At 69.1% G+C, this 19,684-nt stretch carries 19 protein-coding genes and 3 pseudogenes; 10 read left to right on the top strand and 12 right to left on the bottom strand.

Going from position 1 to position 19,684, the window contains the following annotated elements:
• Positions 1–170 precede the first annotated feature (170 nt).
• Genes M2283_RS41945 through M2283_RS41935 form a run of 3 tightly spaced genes read right to left on the bottom strand, consistent with a single transcriptional unit; the run spans position 171 to position 1,837 of the window.
• Positions 171–578 (bottom strand): TetR/AcrR family transcriptional regulator, encoded by a 408-nt coding sequence (locus M2283_RS41945; protein WP_280881836.1) that lies wholly within the window; start codon positions 576–578, stop codon positions 171–173.
• Positions 579–611: 33 nt separating this feature from the next.
• A complete protein-coding gene (locus tag M2283_RS41940) occupies positions 612–884 on the bottom strand; it encodes a hypothetical protein (RefSeq protein ID WP_280881835.1) in 273 nt (90 codons plus the stop codon).
• Between the two features lie 38 nt (positions 885–922).
• Positions 923–1,837 (bottom strand): helix-turn-helix domain-containing protein, encoded by a 915-nt coding sequence (locus M2283_RS41935; RefSeq protein WP_280881834.1) that lies wholly within the window; start codon positions 1,835–1,837, stop codon positions 923–925.
• Positions 1,838–2,026: 189 nt separating this feature from the next.
• Here M2283_RS41935 and M2283_RS41930 point away from each other — a divergent pair, with 189 nt between their 5' ends.
• The 4 genes and pseudogenes from M2283_RS41930 to M2283_RS41915 all read left to right on the top strand — a co-directional run bounded on the left by M2283_RS41930 (position 2,027) and on the right by M2283_RS41915 (position 5,785).
• Positions 2,027–3,175, top strand: a complete 1,149-nt coding sequence (locus M2283_RS41930) for an MFS transporter (protein ID WP_280881833.1) — start codon at positions 2,027–2,029, stop codon at positions 3,173–3,175.
• A 219-nt stretch (positions 3,176–3,394) separates the two neighbouring features.
• Positions 3,395–3,836 (top strand): annotated as a pseudogene (locus M2283_RS41925) (NUDIX domain-containing protein).
• Between the two features lie 222 nt (positions 3,837–4,058).
• Positions 4,059–4,325, top strand: a pseudogene (locus M2283_RS41920) (slipin family protein); the annotation flags it as partial.
• Between the two features lie 92 nt (positions 4,326–4,417).
• Positions 4,418–5,785: an alkaline phosphatase PhoX gene (locus tag M2283_RS41915; RefSeq protein WP_280881832.1), complete on the top strand. Its 1,368-nt coding sequence runs from the start codon at positions 4,418–4,420 to the stop codon at positions 5,783–5,785.
• A gap of 217 nt (positions 5,786–6,002) precedes the next feature.
• Here M2283_RS41915 and M2283_RS41910 read toward each other — a convergent pair whose 3' ends face one another.
• Complete coding sequence (locus M2283_RS41910) at positions 6,003–6,938, bottom strand: helix-turn-helix domain-containing protein (RefSeq protein WP_280881831.1); 936 nt, start codon at positions 6,936–6,938, stop codon at positions 6,003–6,005.
• Between the two features lie 203 nt (positions 6,939–7,141).
• Here M2283_RS41910 and M2283_RS41905 point away from each other — a divergent pair, with 203 nt between their 5' ends.
• A complete protein-coding gene (locus tag M2283_RS41905) occupies positions 7,142–7,771 on the top strand; it encodes an NAD(P)-dependent oxidoreductase (protein WP_280881830.1) in 630 nt (209 codons plus the stop codon).
• A 109-nt stretch (positions 7,772–7,880) separates the two neighbouring features.
• Here M2283_RS41905 and M2283_RS41900 read toward each other — a convergent pair whose 3' ends face one another.
• From M2283_RS41900 to M2283_RS41885, 4 genes are all read right to left on the bottom strand, one after another.
• On the bottom strand, positions 7,881–8,216 hold the full coding sequence (locus M2283_RS41900) for a hypothetical protein (protein ID WP_280881829.1): 336 nt from the start codon (positions 8,214–8,216) through the stop codon (positions 7,881–7,883).
• Positions 8,213–9,163, bottom strand: coding sequence for an IS5 family transposase (locus M2283_RS41895; RefSeq protein WP_280881828.1), 951 nt, complete (start codon positions 9,161–9,163; stop codon positions 8,213–8,215). Before M2283_RS41895 ends, M2283_RS41900 begins: the two co-directional genes overlap by 4 nt.
• 163 nt (positions 9,164–9,326) lie before the next feature.
• The gene (locus tag M2283_RS41890) at positions 9,327–9,986 is read right to left on the bottom strand and encodes a response regulator transcription factor (protein WP_280881827.1); all 660 of its coding nucleotides are present in this window, start codon (positions 9,984–9,986) and stop codon (positions 9,327–9,329) included.
• A complete protein-coding gene (locus M2283_RS41885; RefSeq protein WP_280881826.1) occupies positions 9,983–11,179 on the bottom strand; it encodes a sensor histidine kinase in 1,197 nt (398 codons plus the stop codon). The genes M2283_RS41890 and M2283_RS41885 overlap by 4 nt, the downstream gene beginning before the upstream one ends.
• Before the next feature lie 176 nt (positions 11,180–11,355).
• Between M2283_RS41885 and M2283_RS41880 the strand changes: the two genes are divergently transcribed.
• The 4 genes from M2283_RS41880 to M2283_RS41865 all read left to right on the top strand — a co-directional run bounded on the left by M2283_RS41880 (position 11,356) and on the right by M2283_RS41865 (position 16,146).
• Positions 11,356–12,258, top strand: a complete 903-nt coding sequence (locus tag M2283_RS41880; RefSeq protein WP_280881825.1) for an alpha/beta fold hydrolase — start codon at positions 11,356–11,358, stop codon at positions 12,256–12,258.
• A gap of 117 nt (positions 12,259–12,375) precedes the next feature.
• Positions 12,376–12,945, top strand: coding sequence for a hypothetical protein (locus tag M2283_RS41875; RefSeq protein WP_432423203.1), 570 nt, complete (start codon positions 12,376–12,378; stop codon positions 12,943–12,945).
• A gap of 397 nt (positions 12,946–13,342) precedes the next feature.
• The gene (locus M2283_RS41870) at positions 13,343–13,816 is read left to right on the top strand and encodes a hypothetical protein (protein WP_280881824.1); all 474 of its coding nucleotides are present in this window, start codon (positions 13,343–13,345) and stop codon (positions 13,814–13,816) included.
• Between the two features lie 1,457 nt (positions 13,817–15,273).
• Positions 15,274–16,146 carry a helix-turn-helix domain-containing protein gene (locus tag M2283_RS41865; protein ID WP_280881823.1) on the top strand — a complete coding sequence of 291 codons (873 nt, stop codon included), beginning with the start codon at positions 15,274–15,276 and terminating at the stop codon, positions 16,144–16,146.
• 179 nt (positions 16,147–16,325) lie between these two features.
• Here the strand turns inward: M2283_RS41865 and M2283_RS41860 are convergent.
• The 4 genes and pseudogenes from M2283_RS41860 to M2283_RS41840 all read right to left on the bottom strand — a co-directional run.
• A pseudogene (locus M2283_RS41860) lies at positions 16,326–16,553 on the bottom strand (transposase family protein); the annotation flags it as partial.
• Positions 16,549–17,121 (bottom strand): dihydrofolate reductase family protein, encoded by a 573-nt coding sequence (locus M2283_RS41855; protein WP_280881821.1) that lies wholly within the window; start codon positions 17,119–17,121, stop codon positions 16,549–16,551. The gene M2283_RS41855 and the pseudogene M2283_RS41860, both read right to left, overlap by 5 nt.
• A 300-nt stretch (positions 17,122–17,421) precedes the next feature.
• Positions 17,422–17,619 (bottom strand): hypothetical protein, encoded by a 198-nt coding sequence (locus tag M2283_RS41850; protein ID WP_280881820.1) that lies wholly within the window; start codon positions 17,617–17,619, stop codon positions 17,422–17,424.
• Between the two features lie 278 nt (positions 17,620–17,897).
• Positions 17,898–18,758 (bottom strand): SDR family oxidoreductase, encoded by an 861-nt coding sequence (locus M2283_RS41840; protein WP_280881819.1) that lies wholly within the window; start codon positions 18,756–18,758, stop codon positions 17,898–17,900.
• A gap of 89 nt (positions 18,759–18,847) precedes the next feature.
• Here M2283_RS41840 and M2283_RS41835 point away from each other — a divergent pair, with 89 nt between their 5' ends.
• Entirely contained in the window at positions 18,848–19,576 is a 729-nt protein-coding gene (locus M2283_RS41835) for a TetR/AcrR family transcriptional regulator (protein WP_280881817.1), read from the top strand.
• The last annotated feature ends 108 nt before the right edge of the window (positions 19,577–19,684 follow it).

Below are 19,684 nucleotides of genomic sequence, written 5' to 3'. Positions count from 1 at the left end.
TAACAGACGCCGAGCGAAGGGACACGGGCTCCTGAGAGCCCCAGTCCTCGATGGCTCGCGGTACAACAGCGCCGAGGATGCGGCGGCCGTGACGGTTCGTTCGGTTTTACGGACCGTACGCCGCGAGCGCCGCGTCCAGCACCTCCAGCTGACGCTCCGGCGGCCAGGCGTTATGGTGCTCCACCGCTGTCAGGACCAGCCCGTTGGCCAGCACCCGCAGCAGGTCGACGGTCGCGTCGACCCGCTCGGCGGGCACCCAGCGGTTCGACGTGCCGGCGCAGCAGTTCCCGTATGCGCGCGTCCATGGTCGTGAAGAACTCCCCGATGCTCGGCTCCTGGTCACGTTGGGCGATGAGGACGACGCGCCCCTCCTCCGCCGCCCACTCGTCCTCGGCCAGCGGGAGCATCCAGCGCATGAGGATCCGCAGGCGCGCCGACGCGTCCGCGCTCTCCTCAAGGGTCGCGAGTTCGGTGTCGTAGTTCTCGATCATCTCGGCGACGACGGCGCGCATCAGCTCCGGGCGCGTCGGAAAGAAGTGCGTGACGAGTGTGATGGAGCCGCAGCCGCGCTCGGCCATCGTCTGGGCGTACAGGTCGGAGGCCTGTTTCCTTCACACCGCCGAACGGATGCCCACCACAAGGGCGGGAAGCCTGCGCGAGCGTTTGATGCCCTTGGGCACGTAGCGGTCCGCGATCAGGTTGATGCCCAGACGGTTGTAGAAAGAGACCTTCTGGTGATCGACGCGGCTGCTCTTGGGAAAGGTCTTGTCCCAGCCGAGGACCTGCCCGTACCGCGGCGCGGCCCCCACGTCAGCGCGCTGGGCTCCCTGAGCGAACGCAGCCGGAGCACCGGCGACGCCCTGAATGCCCCAAACGGTGTCCACTGGGTGCCGCGTCAAGGGGATGCCGCTCGACGTTGACGTCATTCCTGGCGGGTGGGCGGTGTGACGTGCCGCGTCGAAGAGGCCCGGTCCGGGGCGGTGCTGCCCTGGCTGGCCGCCCAGGAGGCGAGCAGGGACAAGTTGTCGTGTGAGGCCGTGCCCGGTTCAGCGGTGTAGGTGATCATCGTCAGGCCCGGCTCGGCGGCGGGCTGGAGGAGGTCGTAGCGCAGGTCGAGTTCGCCGACGACGGGGTGGTGGAAGTGCTTGGTGCCCCGGCCGTAGGCGCGTACGTCGTGGCGGGCCCACAGCTGGCGGAAGGCGTCGCTGCGGGTGGACAGCTCGCCCACGAGGTCGGTGAGGGCGCGGTCGTAGGGGGTGGCGCCGGCGGCGGTTCGAAGGTGGGCGGTGAGGTCGTCGGCGACTCGGTCCCAGTCGCGCCAGAACCGTGAAGCGTCGGGGTTGAGGAAGGTGAATCGGGCAAGGTTCGGCGCTGTGTCCGTGTCGGTGTAGACCGGGCTGTACAGGGCGCGGGCGAGCAGGTTGGCGGCGACGATATCGAGGGTGGGGCTGCGCACCAGGGCGGGGACCCCGACGAGGGCGTCGAGGATGGTCTGCAGCTGCGGGGCCATCGCCGCGGGCGGGGTGCGGCGAGAGCGGGCGGGGGCGGCGGACGGCTTGCCGGCGCGGGCGAGGTCGATCAGATGGGCCTGTTCGGTGGCGTCGAGCTGCAGAGCGCGGGCGATGGCGTTCAGGACGCTGTCGGAGGCGTTGGTGAGCGCGCCGCGCTCCAGTCGGATGTAGTAGTCGACGCTGAGCCCGGCCAGGGCGGCGACCTCCTCGCGGCGCAGTCCGGGCACGCGCCGCTTGCGTCCGGCCACGGGCAGCCCCACCGACTGGGGGCTGATCTTCGCCCGGCGGGAGACGAGGAACTCCTGAATCTGGGGGCGCGGGTCCATGCCCTCCACGGTAGGCACGGGCGGGACGATTATGGAGGACTTGCCAGTACCCCCTTCAACGGGTCCTGCCGCATGCGCGGTGATGTTGGTCTTCTTGAGGACATGACCAATACGACCACGCCTGCGGACGCCACACGGGTGTCTGCGGCTTCCGTACCTGTTCCTGTCGGGCGCGGCATGAGCCGCGCGATGACGCTCCTGTTCGCCCTCGCCGGCGGAGCCGCGGTCGGCAACCTGTACTGGGCGCAGCCGCTGCTGAACACGATCGCCGGCTCGCTGCACATCAGCTCCGGCTCGGCCGGGCTGCTGGTGACCCTGACGCAGATCGGCTACGCGCTCGGGGCGTTCTTGGTGGTGCCGCTGGGCGACCGGCTCAACCGGCGCCGGCTCATCCCTGTGATCATGTTCGCCTCGGCCCTCGCCCTGGCGGGCAGCGCCGCCGCCCCGGGCTTCACGGTGCTGCTGGTCGCGCTCGCCCTGGTGGGGGTGACCACGGTGGCCGGGCAGCTGCTGGTTCCGCTGGCGGGCGACCTGGCCCGCGAGGACCAGCGCGGCCGTGCCGTCGGCACCGTCGCCTCCGGGATCCTCATCGGAATCCTCGTGTCGCGGGCGATCAGCGGGATCGTCGCCGACGCCTTCGGCTGGCGCACGGTCTACTGGGGGGCGGCAGCGCTCATGGTGGCCCTCACCGCCGTCCTGGCGCGCGTCCTGCCGACGCTTCCCCCTTCCGCCTCCGCCAGCTATCCGGCACTGCTGAAGTCGGTGCTCACCACCGTGCGCCGTCACCGGGCGGTGCAGGTCACGCTGGTTTTGGGTGCGATCACGATGATGGTGTTCACCCTGTTCTGGACCGCCCTGACCTTCCTGCTCAGCGCCGCCCCGTTCCACTACTCGGCCACCCGGATCGGCCTGGTATCTCTGGTCGGCCTGGCCGGTGCGCTGGCCGCCCAGCAGGCTGGTCACCTGCACGACCGCGGCTGGTCGGTGCCGGCCACCGGCGCGGGACTGCTACTGGCCCTGGCCTCCGTCGTACTCGGTGCCACCGGCGGCACGTCGATCGTCGTCGTTCTGGTCGTGGTGTGGCTGCTGAACACCGCGATCCAGTCGGTCAACGTCCTCAACCAGACCCGGCTGATGAGTGTGGACCCGCAAAGCCGCAGCCGGCTGAACACCGCCTTCGTCACCGGCAACTTCATCGGCGGCACCATCGGCTCCGCGCTGGCGTCCGCTCTGTGGCAGAGCGGCGGATGGACCCTGGTGATGACCGGCGCCGCCCTCCTGTTCGCCATCGCGCTGCTCGTCTGGGCGGCCGCGCGGCGGACCCTGTCGCTCGCCTGACGCTCCACTGCGACTCGCACATCTCACGCAGATCAACCAAAGCTACGGAGAACGCTCACCGCAGAAAGAGCTTCCTGCCTGGCGTTCGCTGAACTCACCCGCCGCGCACGCCAAGCACCGACCCAAGCTGCCCACCAACCGGCCGACGAAGGGACACCAGCCGTGGCTCAGCAGACAACCAACGACCAGCCCACAGCCCTACCGCCCGCCCTCAAATCCATGACCCTGCTGGTCGCCGCCGTCATCGTCCACGACAAGACCACCAACCGTGTCCTCCTTCTCCAGCGCAGCCAGAACGCCAAGTTCGCCCAGGGCATGTGGGATCTCCCCGTCGGCAAAAGCGAACCCGGCGAACCCATCACCGAGACCGCGGTGCGCGAGCTGTACGAGGAAACTGGACTCACCGTCAAGCCGGAGTCCCTCAAGGTCGCCCACATCATCCACGGCGCCTGGGGCCTCGAAGCCCCCAGGCGGCTTCCTCACCGTCGTTTTCGCCGCCCACGAATGGACCGGTGAACCCGAAAACTGCGAACCCCGCAAACACGCCCAGGTCAAGTGGGTCGACACCAACACCCTCCCCGCACACTTCGTGAACACCACTGCAAACGCCCTCCACCACTACCTCTCAGCAGGCCCAGACGTCACCCTCGACGGCTGGTGACCAAACCACCAAGAACACCCTGAACATCCCGGCACCCCCGACCGATCGCAGGCCTGGCCACTGCCTCGTGACTCCTCCCATCACCGCCGGGGACCTCGTGATCCCGGACCGCCGTGTGCTCTACGGCGGGCTGCTGAGCCCGGGCCGTCATGTCGTCTTGGATCTGTCCGCCGGGATGACGATTGCGTCCGGCTGGGGCCGTGGCCGGTTCACCGGCGCTGTGACCGCGAGCGCCGCGCCCGCATCATCGACTCCGACGCCGAGCTGGAGGCCTCGAAGAGGCTAGCGGAGGCGGCGAAGGAGATGTCCGAACAGCCCGCCGCGCTCCAGCTGCGGCTCCAGCTGCGGCAGCGGCAGATGGTCCTCGCCGTGGCCGCCGAGAGGAACTCCACGCTGGTCCTGCCCTTCCCCGTGGAGCTGCTGCGCTTCCTGGAGAAGGCGCAGGAACACCCGCCGGAGGGACCGCCGCCCCTGGGTCCGGGGACGTGACACGTGCTGCGCGCGTGGTTCCTCAGGCGCGTGCCGGGTGATAGACACAGCGTGGTCACAGTTCCTGTCCGCCAGCAGGAGGGTTGTCCCGTATGTCTGCGACACGCCGTCAGATCCTCGCCCGCTCCGGTGCCCTGGGAGCAGGCATCGCGTTCAGTGGAGCACTGTCCGAACTCTTCGCCGGTACCGCTGCCGCACAGGGCATCGGTCACACCGGCTACGGTCCCCTGGTCCCCGACCCGGACGGCCTGCTCGACCTCCCGAAGGGCTTCCGCTACAAGGTCCTCTCCCGTGAGGGCGACCGGTTGCGCTCCGGCGAGGGCACGGTCCCGTCCAACCACGACGGCATGACCGCGCTGCCCGGCCGGCACGGCCGGGTCCACCTGGTCCGCAACCACGAGAACCGTCCCACCGCGCAGTTCGCCGTCCCCACGGTCGCGGGCCTCACCTACGACCCGGCGGGCAAGGGCGGCTGCACGGCCCTGACGCTCGACGGCCACAACAACGTCCTGTCGGAGCGGGTCGCCATCGCCGGCACCGCCGTCAACTGCGCGGGCGGGCACACCCCTTGGGGCACCTGGCTCACCTGCGAGGAGACCGAGGACACCGCCGGCACCAACGGCTACACCAAGGACCACGGCTTCATCTTCGAGGTCGACCCCGCCGACCCGCACCGCACCGGCGCCGTGCCGCTGACCGCCATGGGCCGCTTCCAGCACGAGGCCGTCGCGATCGACCCGAGGAGCGGCACGGTCTACGAGACCGAGGACGCCTTCCTCAAGCCCTTCGGCCTCTTCTACCGGTTCCTGCCGCACAGACCGCAGGGTGGCACCGGTTCGCTGCGCGCGGGCGGCCGGCTGCAGGCGATGCGCGTGCCGGGCGTGGCCGACCTGTCCGCCGTCCAGGAGACCGGCACCACCTTCCACGGCATCGAGTGGGCCGACGTACCGGACCCGCTGGCGGCGCAGACGCCGATCCGGCTCCAGGACTTCGGACCGAAGGGCATCACCCACGCACAGAAGCTGGAGGGCTGTTACTGGGGCGGGCGGTGCGTGTACTTCGTCTCGTCGTTCGCGCACAGCGCGGAGGGCTCGGCGGCCGACCACTTCGGTCAGATCTGGCGCTACGACCCCGCCGCGCGCCGGCTGACCCTGGTGATCGTCTTCGGCCCGGACACCGACGTCCAGCTGCCGGGCGAGTCCCCTGACAACATCTGTCTCGCCCCCAGCGGCGGCCTGATGGTCTGCGAGGATGGCAACGGCGCCCAGCACGTCTTCGGCGTCACGCGCCGCGGGGAGGTGTACGCCATGGCCCGCGGGCGGCAGAACATCGGCACGCCCCAGGCCCCGGAGTGGGGCGAGTTCGCGGGCGTCACGTTCTCGCCCGACGGCGACACGATGTACGTGAACTGCTACACGCCGGGCACCACGTTCGCCGTCACGGGCCCCTGGCGCAGATAGCGCCACACGCGCGGGGCCGGCGCGACCGCGGCGGCCCCGCCCACCCGACGGAGCAGGACGAGCAGGAGTGCCATCCGCTGCTCGGTGAGTGAGCGCAGCGATCCGCCGCATCCCGTTTCGCGCCGTCAGGCCCAAGTGAGTGTGTCGCGCAGGGCGAAGGTAGAGAGCATTCTGCGCGAGCCGAGACTCCTATCGTCCGCGGTCTGGTGCTGTGCCGTCAGCTGCCTTTGCCCGGCAGTGCGGCGCCCATGGGCGCGGGCACGGTCGTACTCTGCTGGTCGCGGCGGAAGTCGCCGGGGGTGCTGCCGGTGTGGCGGGTGAAGAACTTGCCGAAGTTGGTGGGTTCGGAGAAGCCGAGGCGGCGGGCGATGAAGGCGATGGGCTCGTCGGTGTGGGCGAGGAGCCGCTGGGCCTGGAGGGCGACGCGGGCGTCGATGACCTGTTTGACGGACTGGCCGGTGGCGGCCTGGCAGGCGCGGGTCAGGGTCTTGACGGTGTGGCCCAGGCGGTCGGCGTAGTCCTCGGCGCGCCGGGTGGTGGCGTAGGAGCGTTCCAGTTCGGCGTGGAAGCGGGCATAGACCTCGCCGCCGGCGTGGGGGTTGGTGTGTGCGCCGTGGCGGGGCAGGCGGTCGATGTGCAGCAGCAGTGCGGCCAGCAGAAGGCGCAGGATCTCGCGGGACGCGCCGCCGGGGCGATGGTATTCGGCATGCAGGCGGGCGAGCAGGGCAGAGGCGGCGGTGCAGTCGGGGCCGGTGCCGAGCTGCCAGCAGCTGGGGGCGGACCAGTCGTCGGCGAGACGGTTGGCGGCTGCGGTGGGTTCGGGGAAAGCGGGGGTGAACAGCAGGTGCGTGCCGTTCATCCGGCCGGGCGCGGCGAAGCGCTGTACCTGGCCGGGGCGGACCCACAGCAGTGTGCCGGGGCGGCAGGGGCAGGCGACGAAGTCGACGGTGTGCTCGGCGCTGCCCCGGGTGATCAGGGTGAGGGAGTGGAAGCCGGCACGGTGGACCCGTTGCAGGCTGCCGTCCGAGACTCGGCGGTGCAGCATGGCCAGGTCGGTGATCTCAATGCCGGGGACGGGTGCGCCCGGCGGGTTGAACCCGAATCCCGGGGTGGCACCCTCATCTGGGGCATTGTCCGCTTTTGACCATGACATGTCTCCACCGTACCTCGCTGGCCTGCAACTTTGTTGGGACACTAGAAGAAGAGGCAGCACAGAGGCCTCGTCTCACCTCACCAGCAACTCGGCAACGAGCACCTCTTCGGCACCCGGAACGCCCAGAGCGCCTGAACCGCCTGACCTCGAGCCCCGTACCCGCAACCGCAAGCGCAAGGGATCACACCCCGAGCAGGATCGTCGTGTTCGGCGCCGCCGGAAAGGCCGGCACGCGCGTCGTCGCCGAGGCCGCCGCCCGCGGTCACCAAGTCACCGCCGTCGCCCGAAGCCTCGATGCTCTGGCCACGCTTCCCGACGGGGTCCGCCCGGTCACCGGGGACGTCACCGACCCGCAGACGGTCGCTGTCCTCGCCAAGGACGCTGATGTCCTCGTGCTGACCATCGGCGGCCCTGACACGGTCCTCTACACCGACGCCGTCGCCGCCACCGTGACAGCCCTTCGCGGCCTGGGTCCGGCCGGCCCGCGGATCGTCCACATGGGCGGCGGCGCCAGCCTCCTGAACAATGACGGCGTGCGCTTCTTCGACGCCCCGGACTTCCCCGAGGAGTTCAAGCCCTACGCCATCGGGCAGATCCGCGCGTTCGACGCCTACCTCGCCCTCGACAACAGTGTCACCTGGACCTACCTGTCCCCGCCCCCGGTCCACTTCGCCCCAGGTGAGCGCACCGGCCACTACCGCACCGGCCTGGACCGCCCCGTCGTCGGCGACGACGGCCAGGCCCGCATCTCCTACGAGGACTACGCCGCCGCCCTCGTCGACGAGATCGAAACCCCGCGCCACCTCAACCGACGTTTCACCGTCGGCTATTGACCCGCGGTCCCAAGCAGCCCCGGCGGCCCGACCGATGCAAACGCGGCGCAACGAGGCCGGGGAACGAAAGCGTGCACCAGCGGCTAATCCCTGAGCGATCGGGTCGGGTTCACGGACGTCTCAGAGGTTGTTCAGTCCGTTTCTGGTAGCGGCCTCGTCCGGGTTGGGTGAGGAATCCCTGTCGGGTGAGGCGTCCGAGGCGGCTGCGGGTGACGTTCATGCGCGGGTCGTCGGTGGGCATGCCGAGGAGTTCGTGCAGTTCACGGACCCTGAATGTCTGGTCGGGGTGCTGGTTGAAGGCGTTCACGATGGCCTGGTAGGCAGTGGTCGACGCGAGCGGATCGGCCTCGTCCCCGCCTCCGGTCGGCGTGAGTTCGGCGATGGCCTTTCGGGTGGTGGCCAGGTCGGCGAGGCGTGCTTCGGTCTCGGCGAGCTGGGCGGTCAAGTCCTCGATCTGGCTGCGAAGTTCACCGGCCCGGCACGGGCCGTGGCTTTGTCGTGGCGGGCCTGGAGATCGGTCAGGAACTCGGTGGTGTTCACGCGGTCGCCCGGAGGGTGTCGTGCCAGGTGGGAGTGGGTGTGAGTGAGGCGGCGGGTCATGTTCGCGGTGGAGGCCCAGTAGACGCGGGAGGCGGAGGTGTCGGGCCGGTGGTCGTACTCGCGCGCCAGGCGCCGGTCCGGCATCAGCGTGCCGTTGACCTGCTCGACCACCCGCCGCTTCGGCTGCGGAACGAAGCCCTTGCCCTGATCGGCCGGGTTGCGGCGGCCGACCGCGACGGTGATGTCCAACAAAGCGCCGTGGATGATGACTTCGTCCTTGAGGCCCTGGTCCACCAGGGCGTTCTCCAGACGCATCCCGCACCGTTCGGCCGTCTGGTCGGGCAGGGCGGTGCCGGCGGCGTTGTTGTGGGCGGATGCGGCCAGGACGTCGACGCCGATGATCAGGCTCAGCACATCGCCGGCCAGTCCCCGCTTGCGCCCAGGGGTCCTCTTGTTCGCGTCCAGTCCTGTCGTGGTCTTCGGAACCCCCGCGGCCGCGGGCACGGACTGGGGGTCGATGATCACGAGGGACGGGTCCTCTAATCGGCGGGCCTTCTCCCGCACCTGGCAGCGCAGGAGCTCCTGGGTCCGCTGGTCGAGCCCGTCCTGGCGCCACAGCGTGAAGTAGTAGAACACCGCCGACCAGGCGGGCAGATCGTGGGGCAGGTAGCGCCACTGACAGCCCGTCCGGTTCTGGTAGAAGATCGCGTTCACGACCTCCCGGAGATCACAGGTCCCAGGGCCTCCCGTCGCCGAACGGCCCGCCCGGTCCTGCTTCCAGGCCGTGATCATCAGCTCGATCAACGGCCATTGCTCGTCCGACAAGTCGCTCGGATACAGCCTTCGCACCATGCCCGCATCCCCGCATCCCCGCATCCCCGCATGAGCATGGCGAACGGCTGGCCTGTACGGCGGTCAGTACCACGAACGAGCGATCACGAACCGAGGAAGATCGGAGTTGACGCCCGCTCAGGTCGCTGGTTGCCGCGTCCGCGCCCACACCCTCTCGGCAGGCTTACGGGTAGAGGCCGGCCCGGAAGGTGAACGAGACGAGTTGTGCTCGATCCCGTGCGCCGACCTTCGTCATGGCCCGCACGGCGTGCGTCTTCACGGTGAACGGCGAAACGTGCAACTGGGCCGCGATGTCGTCGTTGCCGAGACCGCTTGCGACGAGAACGATCACGTCCCGCTCCCTGGGGGTCAGAGCGTCGAAGCGGCGCAGCAGCTCCCGGTCGATCACTGGGGGCGGACTGTCGGTCATGTGGCCGATGAGCGCGGCCGTCGCGGCGGCGGACAGCGTACCTCCACCGCCGACGACCTCGGTGATACCCGCGACGAGTTCGGCAGGGCTCACGGTCTTGCTCAGGTAACCGTTGGCGCCCGCGCGAAGGGCGGCGAGAACGATGTCGTCGTGGTCGAAAGTGGTCAGCATGATCACCCTCAGTTTTTCGGGTGGGTGCTCTTTGCGGATCCGGCGGGTGGCTTCGACCCCGTCGATGCCGGGCATCCGAATGTCCATCAGAACCAGGTCGACGGGGTGAACTCGGAGGAAGGGGACGGCCTGAAGTCCATCGGAGAGATCACCCGCCACAACGAGACCCGGATCGAGCGCAAGCATCGCTTGGATGCCGGCCCTTATGTCGTCCTGGTCGTCGACGATCAGAATCCGCGTCATCGGACAACGACTCCCATGGGACTGAACTCCGCACGGACCCGGAACTGCCCGCCGTCACTGTCGATCATCAGCCGCCCACCGGAGGACTCGACGCGTTCGCGCATACCCACGAGTCCGAGTCCGCTGCCCGAACCCGAACCGGGGCCGGGGCCATGCACGGAATGACTGACGCGGTTCTCCACGGTGACGCAGATCCTGTCGTCGCGCTCGCGCACTTCCACTGTCGCCGTCCCCTCTCCGTGCCGGTAGGCGTTCGTGAGTGCTTCTTGGACGATCCGGTAGACGGTTACGCCGACGCTGGGCTCCACCGGGACGGCGATGATGTCGATGCCGGGTCGGACGTCGAGGCCGATGCTCTCGAACGAGGCGATAAGCCCTTCCAGGCCGCTCAGTGACGGGATCGGCCGGAGCGCCTCGTCGTCGGAGATGTCGTCCTCGCGGCGGAGGAGCGCGAGGATCCGTTGCGTCTCGACGACGACGGTACGGGCGCTTGACCTGGCTGAGACGAGGGCCTGCCGGGAGGATTCGGAGCCTTCGGGAAGCCCGATCTCCGCAACACCGAGATGCAGGCTCAGCATCGCGACTTGATGGCCGATGACGTCGTGGAGGTCTCGGGCGATGCGGAATCGTTCTTCGGTCACTCGTCGGGTGGCTTCGATCTCGCGGGTGGCTATGGCGCTCTCGGCCCGTTCCTGCAGAATCCACCAGTGGTCTCGATGGATGCGGAGCGCCACCCCTGACGTACCTCCCGCTATGGCCGAGAAGAGGGCGGCGGCTCCCACCACCGCGCCACCACGAAATCCTCCCAACGTCATGTAGGCCCCCAGGAAGGACGCCGCCACGATGACTGTTCCGGCCAGCGGCTGCTTTCCCCTGAAGGTGATGGAGAACAGCACGAAGACCGCCATCATCCACACCGACAGGGGGTCCTGGCCCACCGCTGTGACGGCGAAGGACGCCGCGCTCGACACCACCAGTCCGGCCCACGGCTTCCACCATGACAGCGCGACACCGCCACCGGCGAGCAGTACGGACAGGACTGTCGGCCAATCAGATCCCCGCAGTATCACTGCCACGATCTGACCGGCGAACACCAGCGCGGCCAGGGAGTAGGCGACGAGGTGCAGCACCTCGGGGCGCCGGATCCACAGAGGCGTCGCGGGCCCGTCCTGATCGTTCTGTGCCTTGACCATGACCTGATTCTCGCCCGCCCGCGCCCCGGTCGCGTACTTCGAACGATGTAGACGCCGAACCCGCCTCGACCGGTGAAGGCGGGAGAACTACTTCGTTCGAAGTACGCGGCTCCGCCCGAGGACCCCGAGACTCCTCGGCGAGGCAACCGCCTCACACCATCAAGCAGGGACAGGCCATGACTCGGACCACCGCACGTTCGGCCACGACGACCCCTTCCAGGCGCCGACCCTTCCGGCGCACCGCAGTCGTCGGACTGTCGGCACTGGCCCTCGCCACCATCACGATCGCCGCACATGCCGTGGACACCGGCTCAACGGCGACAACCACGAGCACCCGTGCAACGCAAGCCACGGCCTCCGACCGCCCGAAGCCGACGGTCGTGCTGGTGCACGGCGCGTTCGCGGACGCCTCCGGTTGGGACGGCGTCATCACCCGGCTGACCCGCGACGGCTACCCTGTCCGCGCGCTCCCCGACCCGCTGCGCGGGCTTGCCTCCGACAGCGCCTACATCCATAGCTTCCTCAAGACCATCCCGGGCCCGGTCGTGCTGGTCGGTCATTCGTACGGCGGCGCGGTGATCACCAACGCCGCCGTCGGCGAGAAGCAGGTGAAGGCGTTGGTCTACGTGGCAGCCTTCGCTCCGGACTCCGGCGAGGACCTCGCTGACCTGTCCGCCCGACCGGTTGCCCATCCGGTGCCGCCGTTGCCCGTACAGCCAGTCCCGTACACCCTCCCGGGCGGCGGTTCCGGTCTGGACCTCTACCTCGACCCGGCGAAGTTCCGGGCAGCGTTCGCGGCAGACGTCCCGGCACGGACCGCAGTGCGGATGGCCGCCGGGCAACGGCCGATCGACGCCACCGCCATTGCCGGCATCACCCCGGAAGCGGCCTGGCACACGACCCCGTCCTGGTACCTGGTGGCCAAGCAGGACCACGCCATCTCTCCCGACCTCGAACGCTTCATGGCGGCTCGCGCCCATGCGCACGTGACCGAGATCAACTCGTCCCACGCGGCCACGGTGAGCCACCCCGCAGCGGTCAAGGACCTGATCGAGCAGGCCGACCGCGGCACTCGCTGACCGGCGCACGAACCTCCCGGTCCGGGCGAGCACACGCCCGGGCCAGGCCCTCGCCCGCCGTTGCCTTCCCTCCTCGCAATCCCCGGCCCGACACAGCAACCGTACGGAGAACCCACCGTGACCCTCACAGCCACTTCCCACCAGGACGCTTCGGCGCCCGCCCTGCGCCAGTTGTACATGGTCCGCTTCCTTTTCGCCGTCGTTTGGGCGGCACTCCTCCTGGTCTTCGGTTCCGACCTCACCATCGGGGTGAAGGTCCTGCTCTTCCTCTACCCCGCGTTCGACGTTGCCGCGGCCGTCGTCGACGCCAGGTCCTCACGGGCCACCCGCTCGGCCATGGGTCTCTACGCCAACATGGCCATCAGCACTGCCGCCGCGATCGGCCTGGCTGTCGCCGGCACCTCCGGTACAGCCGACGTCCTTCGCGTCTGGGGAACCTGGGCCATCGTCTCGGGCCTGGTCCAACTCGTCGTGGCCCTCCTGCGCCGGTCGATGGGCGGCCAGTGGGCCATGATCCTCAGCGGCGGCATCTCGGTCCTGGCCGGCGCCTCGTTCCTCGCGAGCGCCTCCAAGTCCGACCCCACCCTGGGACATCTCGCCGGGTACGCCACCCTCGGCGGCGTCTTCTTCCTCATCTCCGCCGTACGCCTCTACCGTGGCGCCAGCCCCGCAGCAGCGAAGCAGTAGATGACGCGGTGGACCGAGTACCCCGGCTCGATCCGTAAGGCCCCAACTCGAAGTACGGGGTGGACGCCGCGGCAGTGGTGCGGGCAACGCCGATGACGTGCCTCTGCGGCCCCTCGTGGTCGCACCGCTGACAGCGGCCGACGGGGACCGCGACCTCGGGAGCCCCTCGCGGGGCCGGCCCGTGAAGGGCACCGCGGACGGACTCTCGCGATCCTGGCCACGGGGTGCCGGACGTACGGAGCCGGCCCCGGTCGTCGATACGTTCGCCGGATCCTCAACAGGGTTCCACCAAGCGGCAGTTGGCAGATCGTCGCCGTTGTCCCTACGTGCGGCACGTGACAGCGTCAACATGTCCGCGCGGCAAGCGCGGGCATGTCCGCAGAGGGGACTGATCATCATGAGCGGCAGACGGGTCACGTACACGGTCGCGGTGGCTATGACGGCCGCGCTCCTGCTGAGCGTCTCGGGCACGGCGGCCTCGGCGGCCACTGGTCCGGTCGGGGCTGCGGTGCCCCAGGGGGAGGGGCGTACGTTCGGCCAGAGCAGCTACTCGCCGGAGGAGGAGGCGCACCTGCGTGAGGTGGCCGCCTCCATCTGGAACGCGGACCTGGCCGCCGGGTGGGAGATGAACTCGGATGTCGCCGATGTCCTCTCCCAGGCGACCGGCCAGATCCTCCAATGCTCCGAGGCATTCGCGTTGGTGCCCCGGCCGCCCGGTTTCCTGCCCGGTGTCGGCTATCTGCTCAGCTACTGGAAGAACCTCAAGGACTACTTCCTCGTCGTGAAGGACAACCGGACCTACCGCGCCTGCGTGGTGACCGCGGCGGTGAACTACCGAACGGCGATCGAGCTGGCTTCCATGGGCATCTGACCGACTGCCTCAGGCATGCGACAACCGGCCACCGTTCCCCGCTCGTTGGCGGTTGACGGTCGCGGCGGCGACCACCCTGTGACGAAAGGGGGGCGGAGCGGTCGATGGGTGCGCTGCCGCCGCTGGCACAGTCTTCGTCGAACCGGACAGCCACTACCTGGGCACCTACCTGCTCGCCACCCTCAACAACGCCACTCGCCTCCAGGTCCAGCCGAACGCCATACCCTGCGACGACGGCGACAACGACCTCTGCGACGAGCAGTACCCCGACCTGCCGGTGCTCCTCCTGGTCACCGTCCCGGGGCCGGACCCCGCCCTCCAAGACCGACTCGCAGGCATCGAAGGACTCGCCAGGCTCACCCCAACGCGAAGCTGAAGTCAGAACTCATCCACAGATATTGACGATTACTCCGCACGCATCGGGTTGGAGGCCCAGTACTCCCCCATTACCGCCAACACCGTACGCAGGCGCTCCGCCAAAGCCCGCGAACGCAACATCGCGCCCCTGTGGGTCACAGCGGATGACACGTCCGCCCTGATAGACCGTGCCCCCTGGACCCGCGTCGACGACGTGCCCTGGCAGCGCATGGTCACCCCACTCACTCTCATCATCCGCGGCGGGTCCGGCACCTGCAGATCTGGAAATGCACTCCCAGCAGCGAGCGTCCCTGCCCTGAGACCGGCAGCGCCAGCGCGAAGTGGCACAGCGGCTGGTTCCTGCCCGCCCTGTGCCTGCCCCAGGAACGCGCCACGCCGCTGGACGAACTCATCGTCACCAGCGCCGACGGGGAACACCTGCCGGTACGCTCCCGCAACCGGCACCATTCCCGGCGCGCCTCCTACTTGTGGGCCCTGGCCCGTGACGTCCGGCGCTGGCGCGAGATCACCGGCGAAACCAATGTCCCGCCCGAGTCCGGCACGCCCGACAACGAGCCGGTCACCTGCACCGAACGGGAACTCGACAGTTCCTGTCGCTACGGAGAAGAAGGCCCCCACGCCCGCGGCCCACGCCCACACCGGGACCTGAGCTCCACGACCGGTCTGCACACCTTCGACCACGCCCCCGACCACACCCTGCTCCAGCCCAGTAGGCCCATCGCTTTGCACCTCACCCCGCGCGAGCGCCTGACAGTCGCCGCCGACACGAAGTGCCCGCCCTGGGAAATCGGGCCGTGCATGCTCTGTGCCACCCCCATCCACCGCTACGGCCCCCGCAGCCCCAAGGCCTGCCCCACCTGCCACCTCACCTCCCAGATCCGGTTAGTGCCTGACGCTGTCGTGGATCTTGAAAGTCGAGGTTGGCGATCACGCCTGGCGGTCCTGCCGTGAGGCACATTACAAAGTCACAGTCCGTTTTGGCTGCCCCGCGAACACGAGGCATGGCACGCGGCCAACAGCCCGTGCTCCATGGCAATCTGCGGACCAAGCAATGACTTGGAGCCGGAGGTACCCCGCTCGTGGCGGCGAACAGCAACCCCACCGTCAGAAGGCGCCGCCTGGGAGCCGAGCTCCGCCGGCTTCGCCTGGACAGCGGGCTGAAGAGCACGGCAGTGGCCAAGCGGCTGATGGTCTCCCAACCGAAGATCAGTCACCTGGAGAACGGCAACCGCGCCATCAGCCCCCGTGACGTGCGCGACCTGTGCGCGCTGTACGGAGTGACGGACCAGCAGGTCATCGACACTCTGATGCAGATGGCCAGGGAATCCGGGCAGCAGGGCTGGTGGCACGTCTACGGCGACGTCCCCCAGAGCGTGTATATCGCCCTGGAGACGGACGCCGCCTCCCTCCACACCTACGAGCCCATGGTGATCCCCGCTCTGCTGCAGACTCCCGCCTACGCCCACGCGGTCATCGAGGAAACGATCCCCCAGCTCACTGCCGAACAGGCCGCCACACGCCTCAAGGTGCGGCTGCGCCGCCAGCACCGGATCTACAACCCTGCCTCCCCACTGCGCCTGTGGGTCGTCCTGGACGAATCGGTACTGCGCCGCGTCGTCGGCAGTCCCGACATCATGCGTGAGCAACTGGAACACCTCAACGCCCTCGGCGCCGAGCCGCACATCACCGTGCAGATCGTCCCCTACACCGCGGGCGCCCACCCGGGTCTGACAGGACAGTTCTCCATCCTGAAGTTCGCCGACACCCCCGGCGCAGTGGTGTACCTGGAACGGTTCACCAGCGACCTCTACCTGGAGAAACACTCCGACGTAGGGCACTACAGCGTGCTGCACGACCACCTCCAGGCCCAGGCGCTCGACACCGCCGGCACCCGCGACTTCATCACCGAGGTCACCAAGACGTACATCGACGCGGCGGCGAGCCGCCCCTGAGTTCGGGTGAGCGTTTGCCCGGCCGGATTCGAACGTTGGGGCCTTGGCATTGGGCTGAAACGACGGTGCCCCCCATTGAGAGGTGTGCAAGCTGAAGTTGCTGGTCACGGGGCTGGTGTGCGGGGGCATAGGGATGCTCGTGCTGGTCGCTGGCAGGTGACTTTGGTGAAGATCGTCGGTCATCGGGCGACTTCGCGGTTCGTGAGGACCAGCAGGGCCCGGACCAGGGCGGTCGCCCAGGAGGGGGCGGTGCGTACCTTGCCGCGGATGCGCCAGTTCTTGAGGTGGGCGAAGCCGTGCTCGACGGGTGCCCGAACGGCCGCCAGTGCCGTGTTGGACAGCTTCTGACCGCGGGTCAGGGGCCGGTTCCGGGCGGCCTTATAGCCGGTGATCACCACAGGGTCAGCGACGGACGCGGTAGCGGATGTGGCTGGCCTGCGGCGTGTCGATCACCCGGACGATCTCCAACTCGATCTCTGACGGCAACACGTCGAACAGCCGATGGCCACGCCCGAGAAGGACCGGTATCTGATGGATCTGCACCTCATCCAGCACCCCGGCCTCGAGCGCCCGCTGCGCCGTGTACGCGCCACGCACCTGCACGTCTTTGCCTCCGGCTGCGGCCTTGGCCTGTGCCATCGCGCTCTCGATCCCATCGTTCACGTACGTCACCAGTGGATAGCCCCAGCGGGCGGCCGGGCCGGGCGGGCGGTGGCTGGGCACAAAGATCGGGAGACCGCCGTGATCACCACCCCAGTGATCCATGAGCTCGGCAGTCCGCCGTCCCGCGAGCACCGCACCGGCCGCATTCCATTCGTCCTGGAATTGCGCAGCCGGCCCGGACGGCTGGCCGGACTCCCCGTCAGCGTCGGCCCACTTATGCAGCCGCTCGCCGTCGTCGCCGCCGAGGAAATCGTCGGTGTCGGCGACGTACCCGTCGACTGACACCGACATGTCGAGCACTGATCTAGACACTTCGACCTCCTGTGGTCTTCCTCCAGACTGGTTTCACTGCATGTAGACCTGGCGTGGCGGCCTTACTCATCGGCCTGACAGACGAGCTTCACCACAGGCACCCGCCCGCGACCAGCCAAGGAGACGACCACCCACCGACACCAGCCCCGATGACCTGCCGTTTTCAAGATGCACAATGCTCATTGCGGTCATGGGCGGGTTGGTCCGCTCGTGGGGCCCGGCTTCGGCGGGGTCTGGTTCAAGGCGGTGAGCACCGCCTTGAGAACGATCACCTCAGCCTGCGGGGTGGGTGGCGACCCGTCAGGACCGGGGCCGGGGAATGTGCTGCCAGGCGAGGAAGTCCTGGAGGGCGGTCGGGTTGCGGGGCTGCCGAGCGGGTGCCGGCGGCAGGTGGGTGCTGATGCGTTCGAGGTTGACCGCGATGGCGGTCAGGACGTACTGGACGGGGGCCTTCTCTTCACTTCGGTAGCGGCACCGGCGCATGCCGTGGCCGTTCACGAACTCGCTGAGGTTGCCTCGATGGCGGCCCGCAGCGAGCAGCGACGTGGGCGATGGGCCTGCCGGCGCGGACCCGGTCGACGAGGAGCCCTCTGCCGTGGATGGTCAGCCGGGTATGGGGATGGAGCGCGGGAAGCCTCTGGGATGGTGCGGGATCTGATGCGGAGCCTGGGCTTGCGCCCGAGGCCGCCGATCTGGTGATCGACGTCTTCGGGCGACTGAGGAGGAGCCTTTGTGGGCGGCGAGTCAGGCCGGGCTGTCTGCGTGCCCCACTGGATCTATTCGGCCCAGGCAGGCTCCAGTTGGGTACGGAAGGTGGCGGGCTTTCGCCCGATCAGCTCGGCCAGCGTCGAGTCGACAGCGGTGAACTCGCCATTCCGCGCCGCGGCGAAGATGCTCAGCATCAGGTCGGCGATCGAGGCCGGGGCGCCGTGCGCCAGGGCCTGCTCTCGGAAGACGTCGTCGGGGACGACGGTGCGGGTGAAGGGCCGTCCGGTGGTCTCGGACGCGATCTCGGCGATGGTGTCGAAGTCGAGCGCCGCCTGGCCTGTGAGCGGCGGAGTGGGCCCCTCGAAGCGGGCCTCCTCGGCAAGGATCACCGCAGTTGCCTCGGCGAGGTCGTCGTGGCCGGTCCAGGCGACGGGGCCGTCGGCGGGGAGGGCGATGTCGCCGGTGTGGCGGGAGGACTCCAGGAACTGCAGGGCGCTGGAGGTGTAGAAGCCGTTGCGCAACGCGGTCCAGGGCAGGCCGGTGGCGTGCAGCAGGTCCTCGGTCCGGGCGTGGTCCCGGCATGCCTGGAAGCGGGCGTCGTGAGCGGCGCCCATCTGGCTGGTGTAGAGGATGCGGCCGACGCCGGCCCGCACGGCGGCGTCGATGGCGGCGCGGTGGCCGCTGACGCATTCCTGGCCTATGCGGTCGAGGGAGATGAGGAGCAGTTGCTCGGCGCCCTCGAAGGAGTGCACGAGCGAGGTGGGGTCGTCGAAGTTGCCCTGCCGGACGCGGACGCCGCGGTCGGCGAGGTCCTGGGCCTTGCGGGGGTCGCGGACGCTGATGCCGACGCGGTCGGCGGGGACGCGCTCCAGGAGGCGCTCGACGGTGCGGCGGCCGAGCTTTCCGGTGGCTCCGGTAACGATGATCATTGGGTTCTCCGTGAACTGCTTCCGATGGAATCACAGAAACGGTAACACTGGAAATTCCGATGGAAACAGATTCTCGGTACCATCGGTACATGGCAACGCGCGACTCAACCGACAGCCCTCGGCGCCGCATCGTCGAGGCCGCCGTCGAGCTGCTGGAGAACGGCGGCCCCGACGCGGTCAGCACCCGCGCGGTCGCGGCCGCGGCCGGAATGCAGCCGCCGGCGATCTACCGCCTCTTCGGCGACAAGGAGGGGCTTCTTGAGGCCGTCGCCGAGCACGGCTACTCACAGTTCCTGGAGAGAAAACGCGCGCAGCTCGACCCCGCCCCACAGGACCCGGTGGAGGAGCTGCGCCGCGGCTGGGACATGGTGGTCGAGTTCGGGGTCTCCCGCCCCGAGCTGTTCGCGGCGATGAACCGGGCCATGGGCCGGGGATCGGACGCAGCACACCGCGCGGGCCTGGAGATCCTGCATGGGCGGGTGCGTCGGCTGGCGGCCGGGGGGTGGTTGCGGGTCGACGAGGAGCTGGCCGCCCAGATCATCCAGGCAACCGGCCAGGGCGCGGTCACCACCTGGCACTCCACCCCTGCGGACCGCCGCAATCCGGCACTGTTGACCATCCTGCGCGAGTCCATGGTCGCGGCTGTCACGCGCGCCGAGCCGGTGGTCCCCGCCTCGGAGTCCGGTCCCCCCGCGGCGGCCCGCGCCCTGCGCGCCGCCCTCCCCCACGGCGCCGATGTCCTGAGCGACGCCGAGCAGCATCTGCTGCGTGAGTGGCTCACGCGCCTGGCGGCAGACGGTGGCGCGCCACATGCCTGATCACGCGTCAGGCGCCCTCCTGCAGGTTGAACCTCCCCAGGAGAGAACGTGCGATGAAGCGGCGTCCACGGGATGAGACAGTAGGCGACCACGCGACTCGGCTGGCCG

This window comes from Streptomyces pseudovenezuelae (assembly GCF_029892565.1).
In the GTDB taxonomy this organism is placed as follows: domain Bacteria; phylum Actinomycetota; class Actinomycetes; order Streptomycetales; family Streptomycetaceae; genus Streptomyces; species Streptomyces pseudovenezuelae_A.
This window is presented reverse-complemented; position numbering and strand designations above follow the sequence as displayed.

Excerpts from the sequence above, each read along its gene's own strand:
- M2283_RS41880 (WP_280881825.1), top strand. The coding sequence starts at position 11,356 with ATGACTCGGACCACCGCACGTTCGGCCACGACGACCCCTTCCAGGCGC.
- M2283_RS41895 (WP_280881828.1), bottom strand. The coding sequence starts at position 9,163 with ATGGTGCGAAGGCTGTATCCGAGCGACTTGTCGGACGAGCAATGGCCG.
- M2283_RS41870 (WP_280881824.1), top strand. The coding sequence starts at position 13,343 with ATGAGCGGCAGACGGGTCACGTACACGGTCGCGGTGGCTATGACGGCC.
- M2283_RS41835 (WP_280881817.1), top strand. The coding sequence starts at position 18,848 with ATGGCAACGCGCGACTCAACCGACAGCCCTCGGCGCCGCATCGTCGAG.
- M2283_RS41910 (WP_280881831.1), bottom strand. The coding sequence starts at position 6,938 with ATGTCATGGTCAAAAGCGGACAATGCCCCAGATGAGGGTGCCACCCCG.
- M2283_RS41935 (WP_280881834.1), bottom strand. The coding sequence starts at position 1,837 with ATGGACCCGCGCCCCCAGATTCAGGAGTTCCTCGTCTCCCGCCGGGCG.
- M2283_RS41945 (WP_280881836.1), bottom strand. The coding sequence starts at position 578 with ATGGCCGAGCGCGGCTGCGGCTCCATCACACTCGTCACGCACTTCTTT.
- M2283_RS41930 (WP_280881833.1), top strand. The coding sequence starts at position 2,027 with ATGACGCTCCTGTTCGCCCTCGCCGGCGGAGCCGCGGTCGGCAACCTG.
- M2283_RS41890 (WP_280881827.1), bottom strand. The coding sequence starts at position 9,986 with ATGACGCGGATTCTGATCGTCGACGACCAGGACGACATAAGGGCCGGC.
- M2283_RS41840 (WP_280881819.1), bottom strand. The coding sequence starts at position 18,758 with ATGATCATCGTTACCGGAGCCACCGGAAAGCTCGGCCGCCGCACCGTC.
- M2283_RS41915 (WP_280881832.1), top strand. The coding sequence starts at position 4,418 with ATGTCTGCGACACGCCGTCAGATCCTCGCCCGCTCCGGTGCCCTGGGA.
- M2283_RS41885 (WP_280881826.1), bottom strand. The coding sequence starts at position 11,179 with ATGGTCAAGGCACAGAACGATCAGGACGGGCCCGCGACGCCTCTGTGG.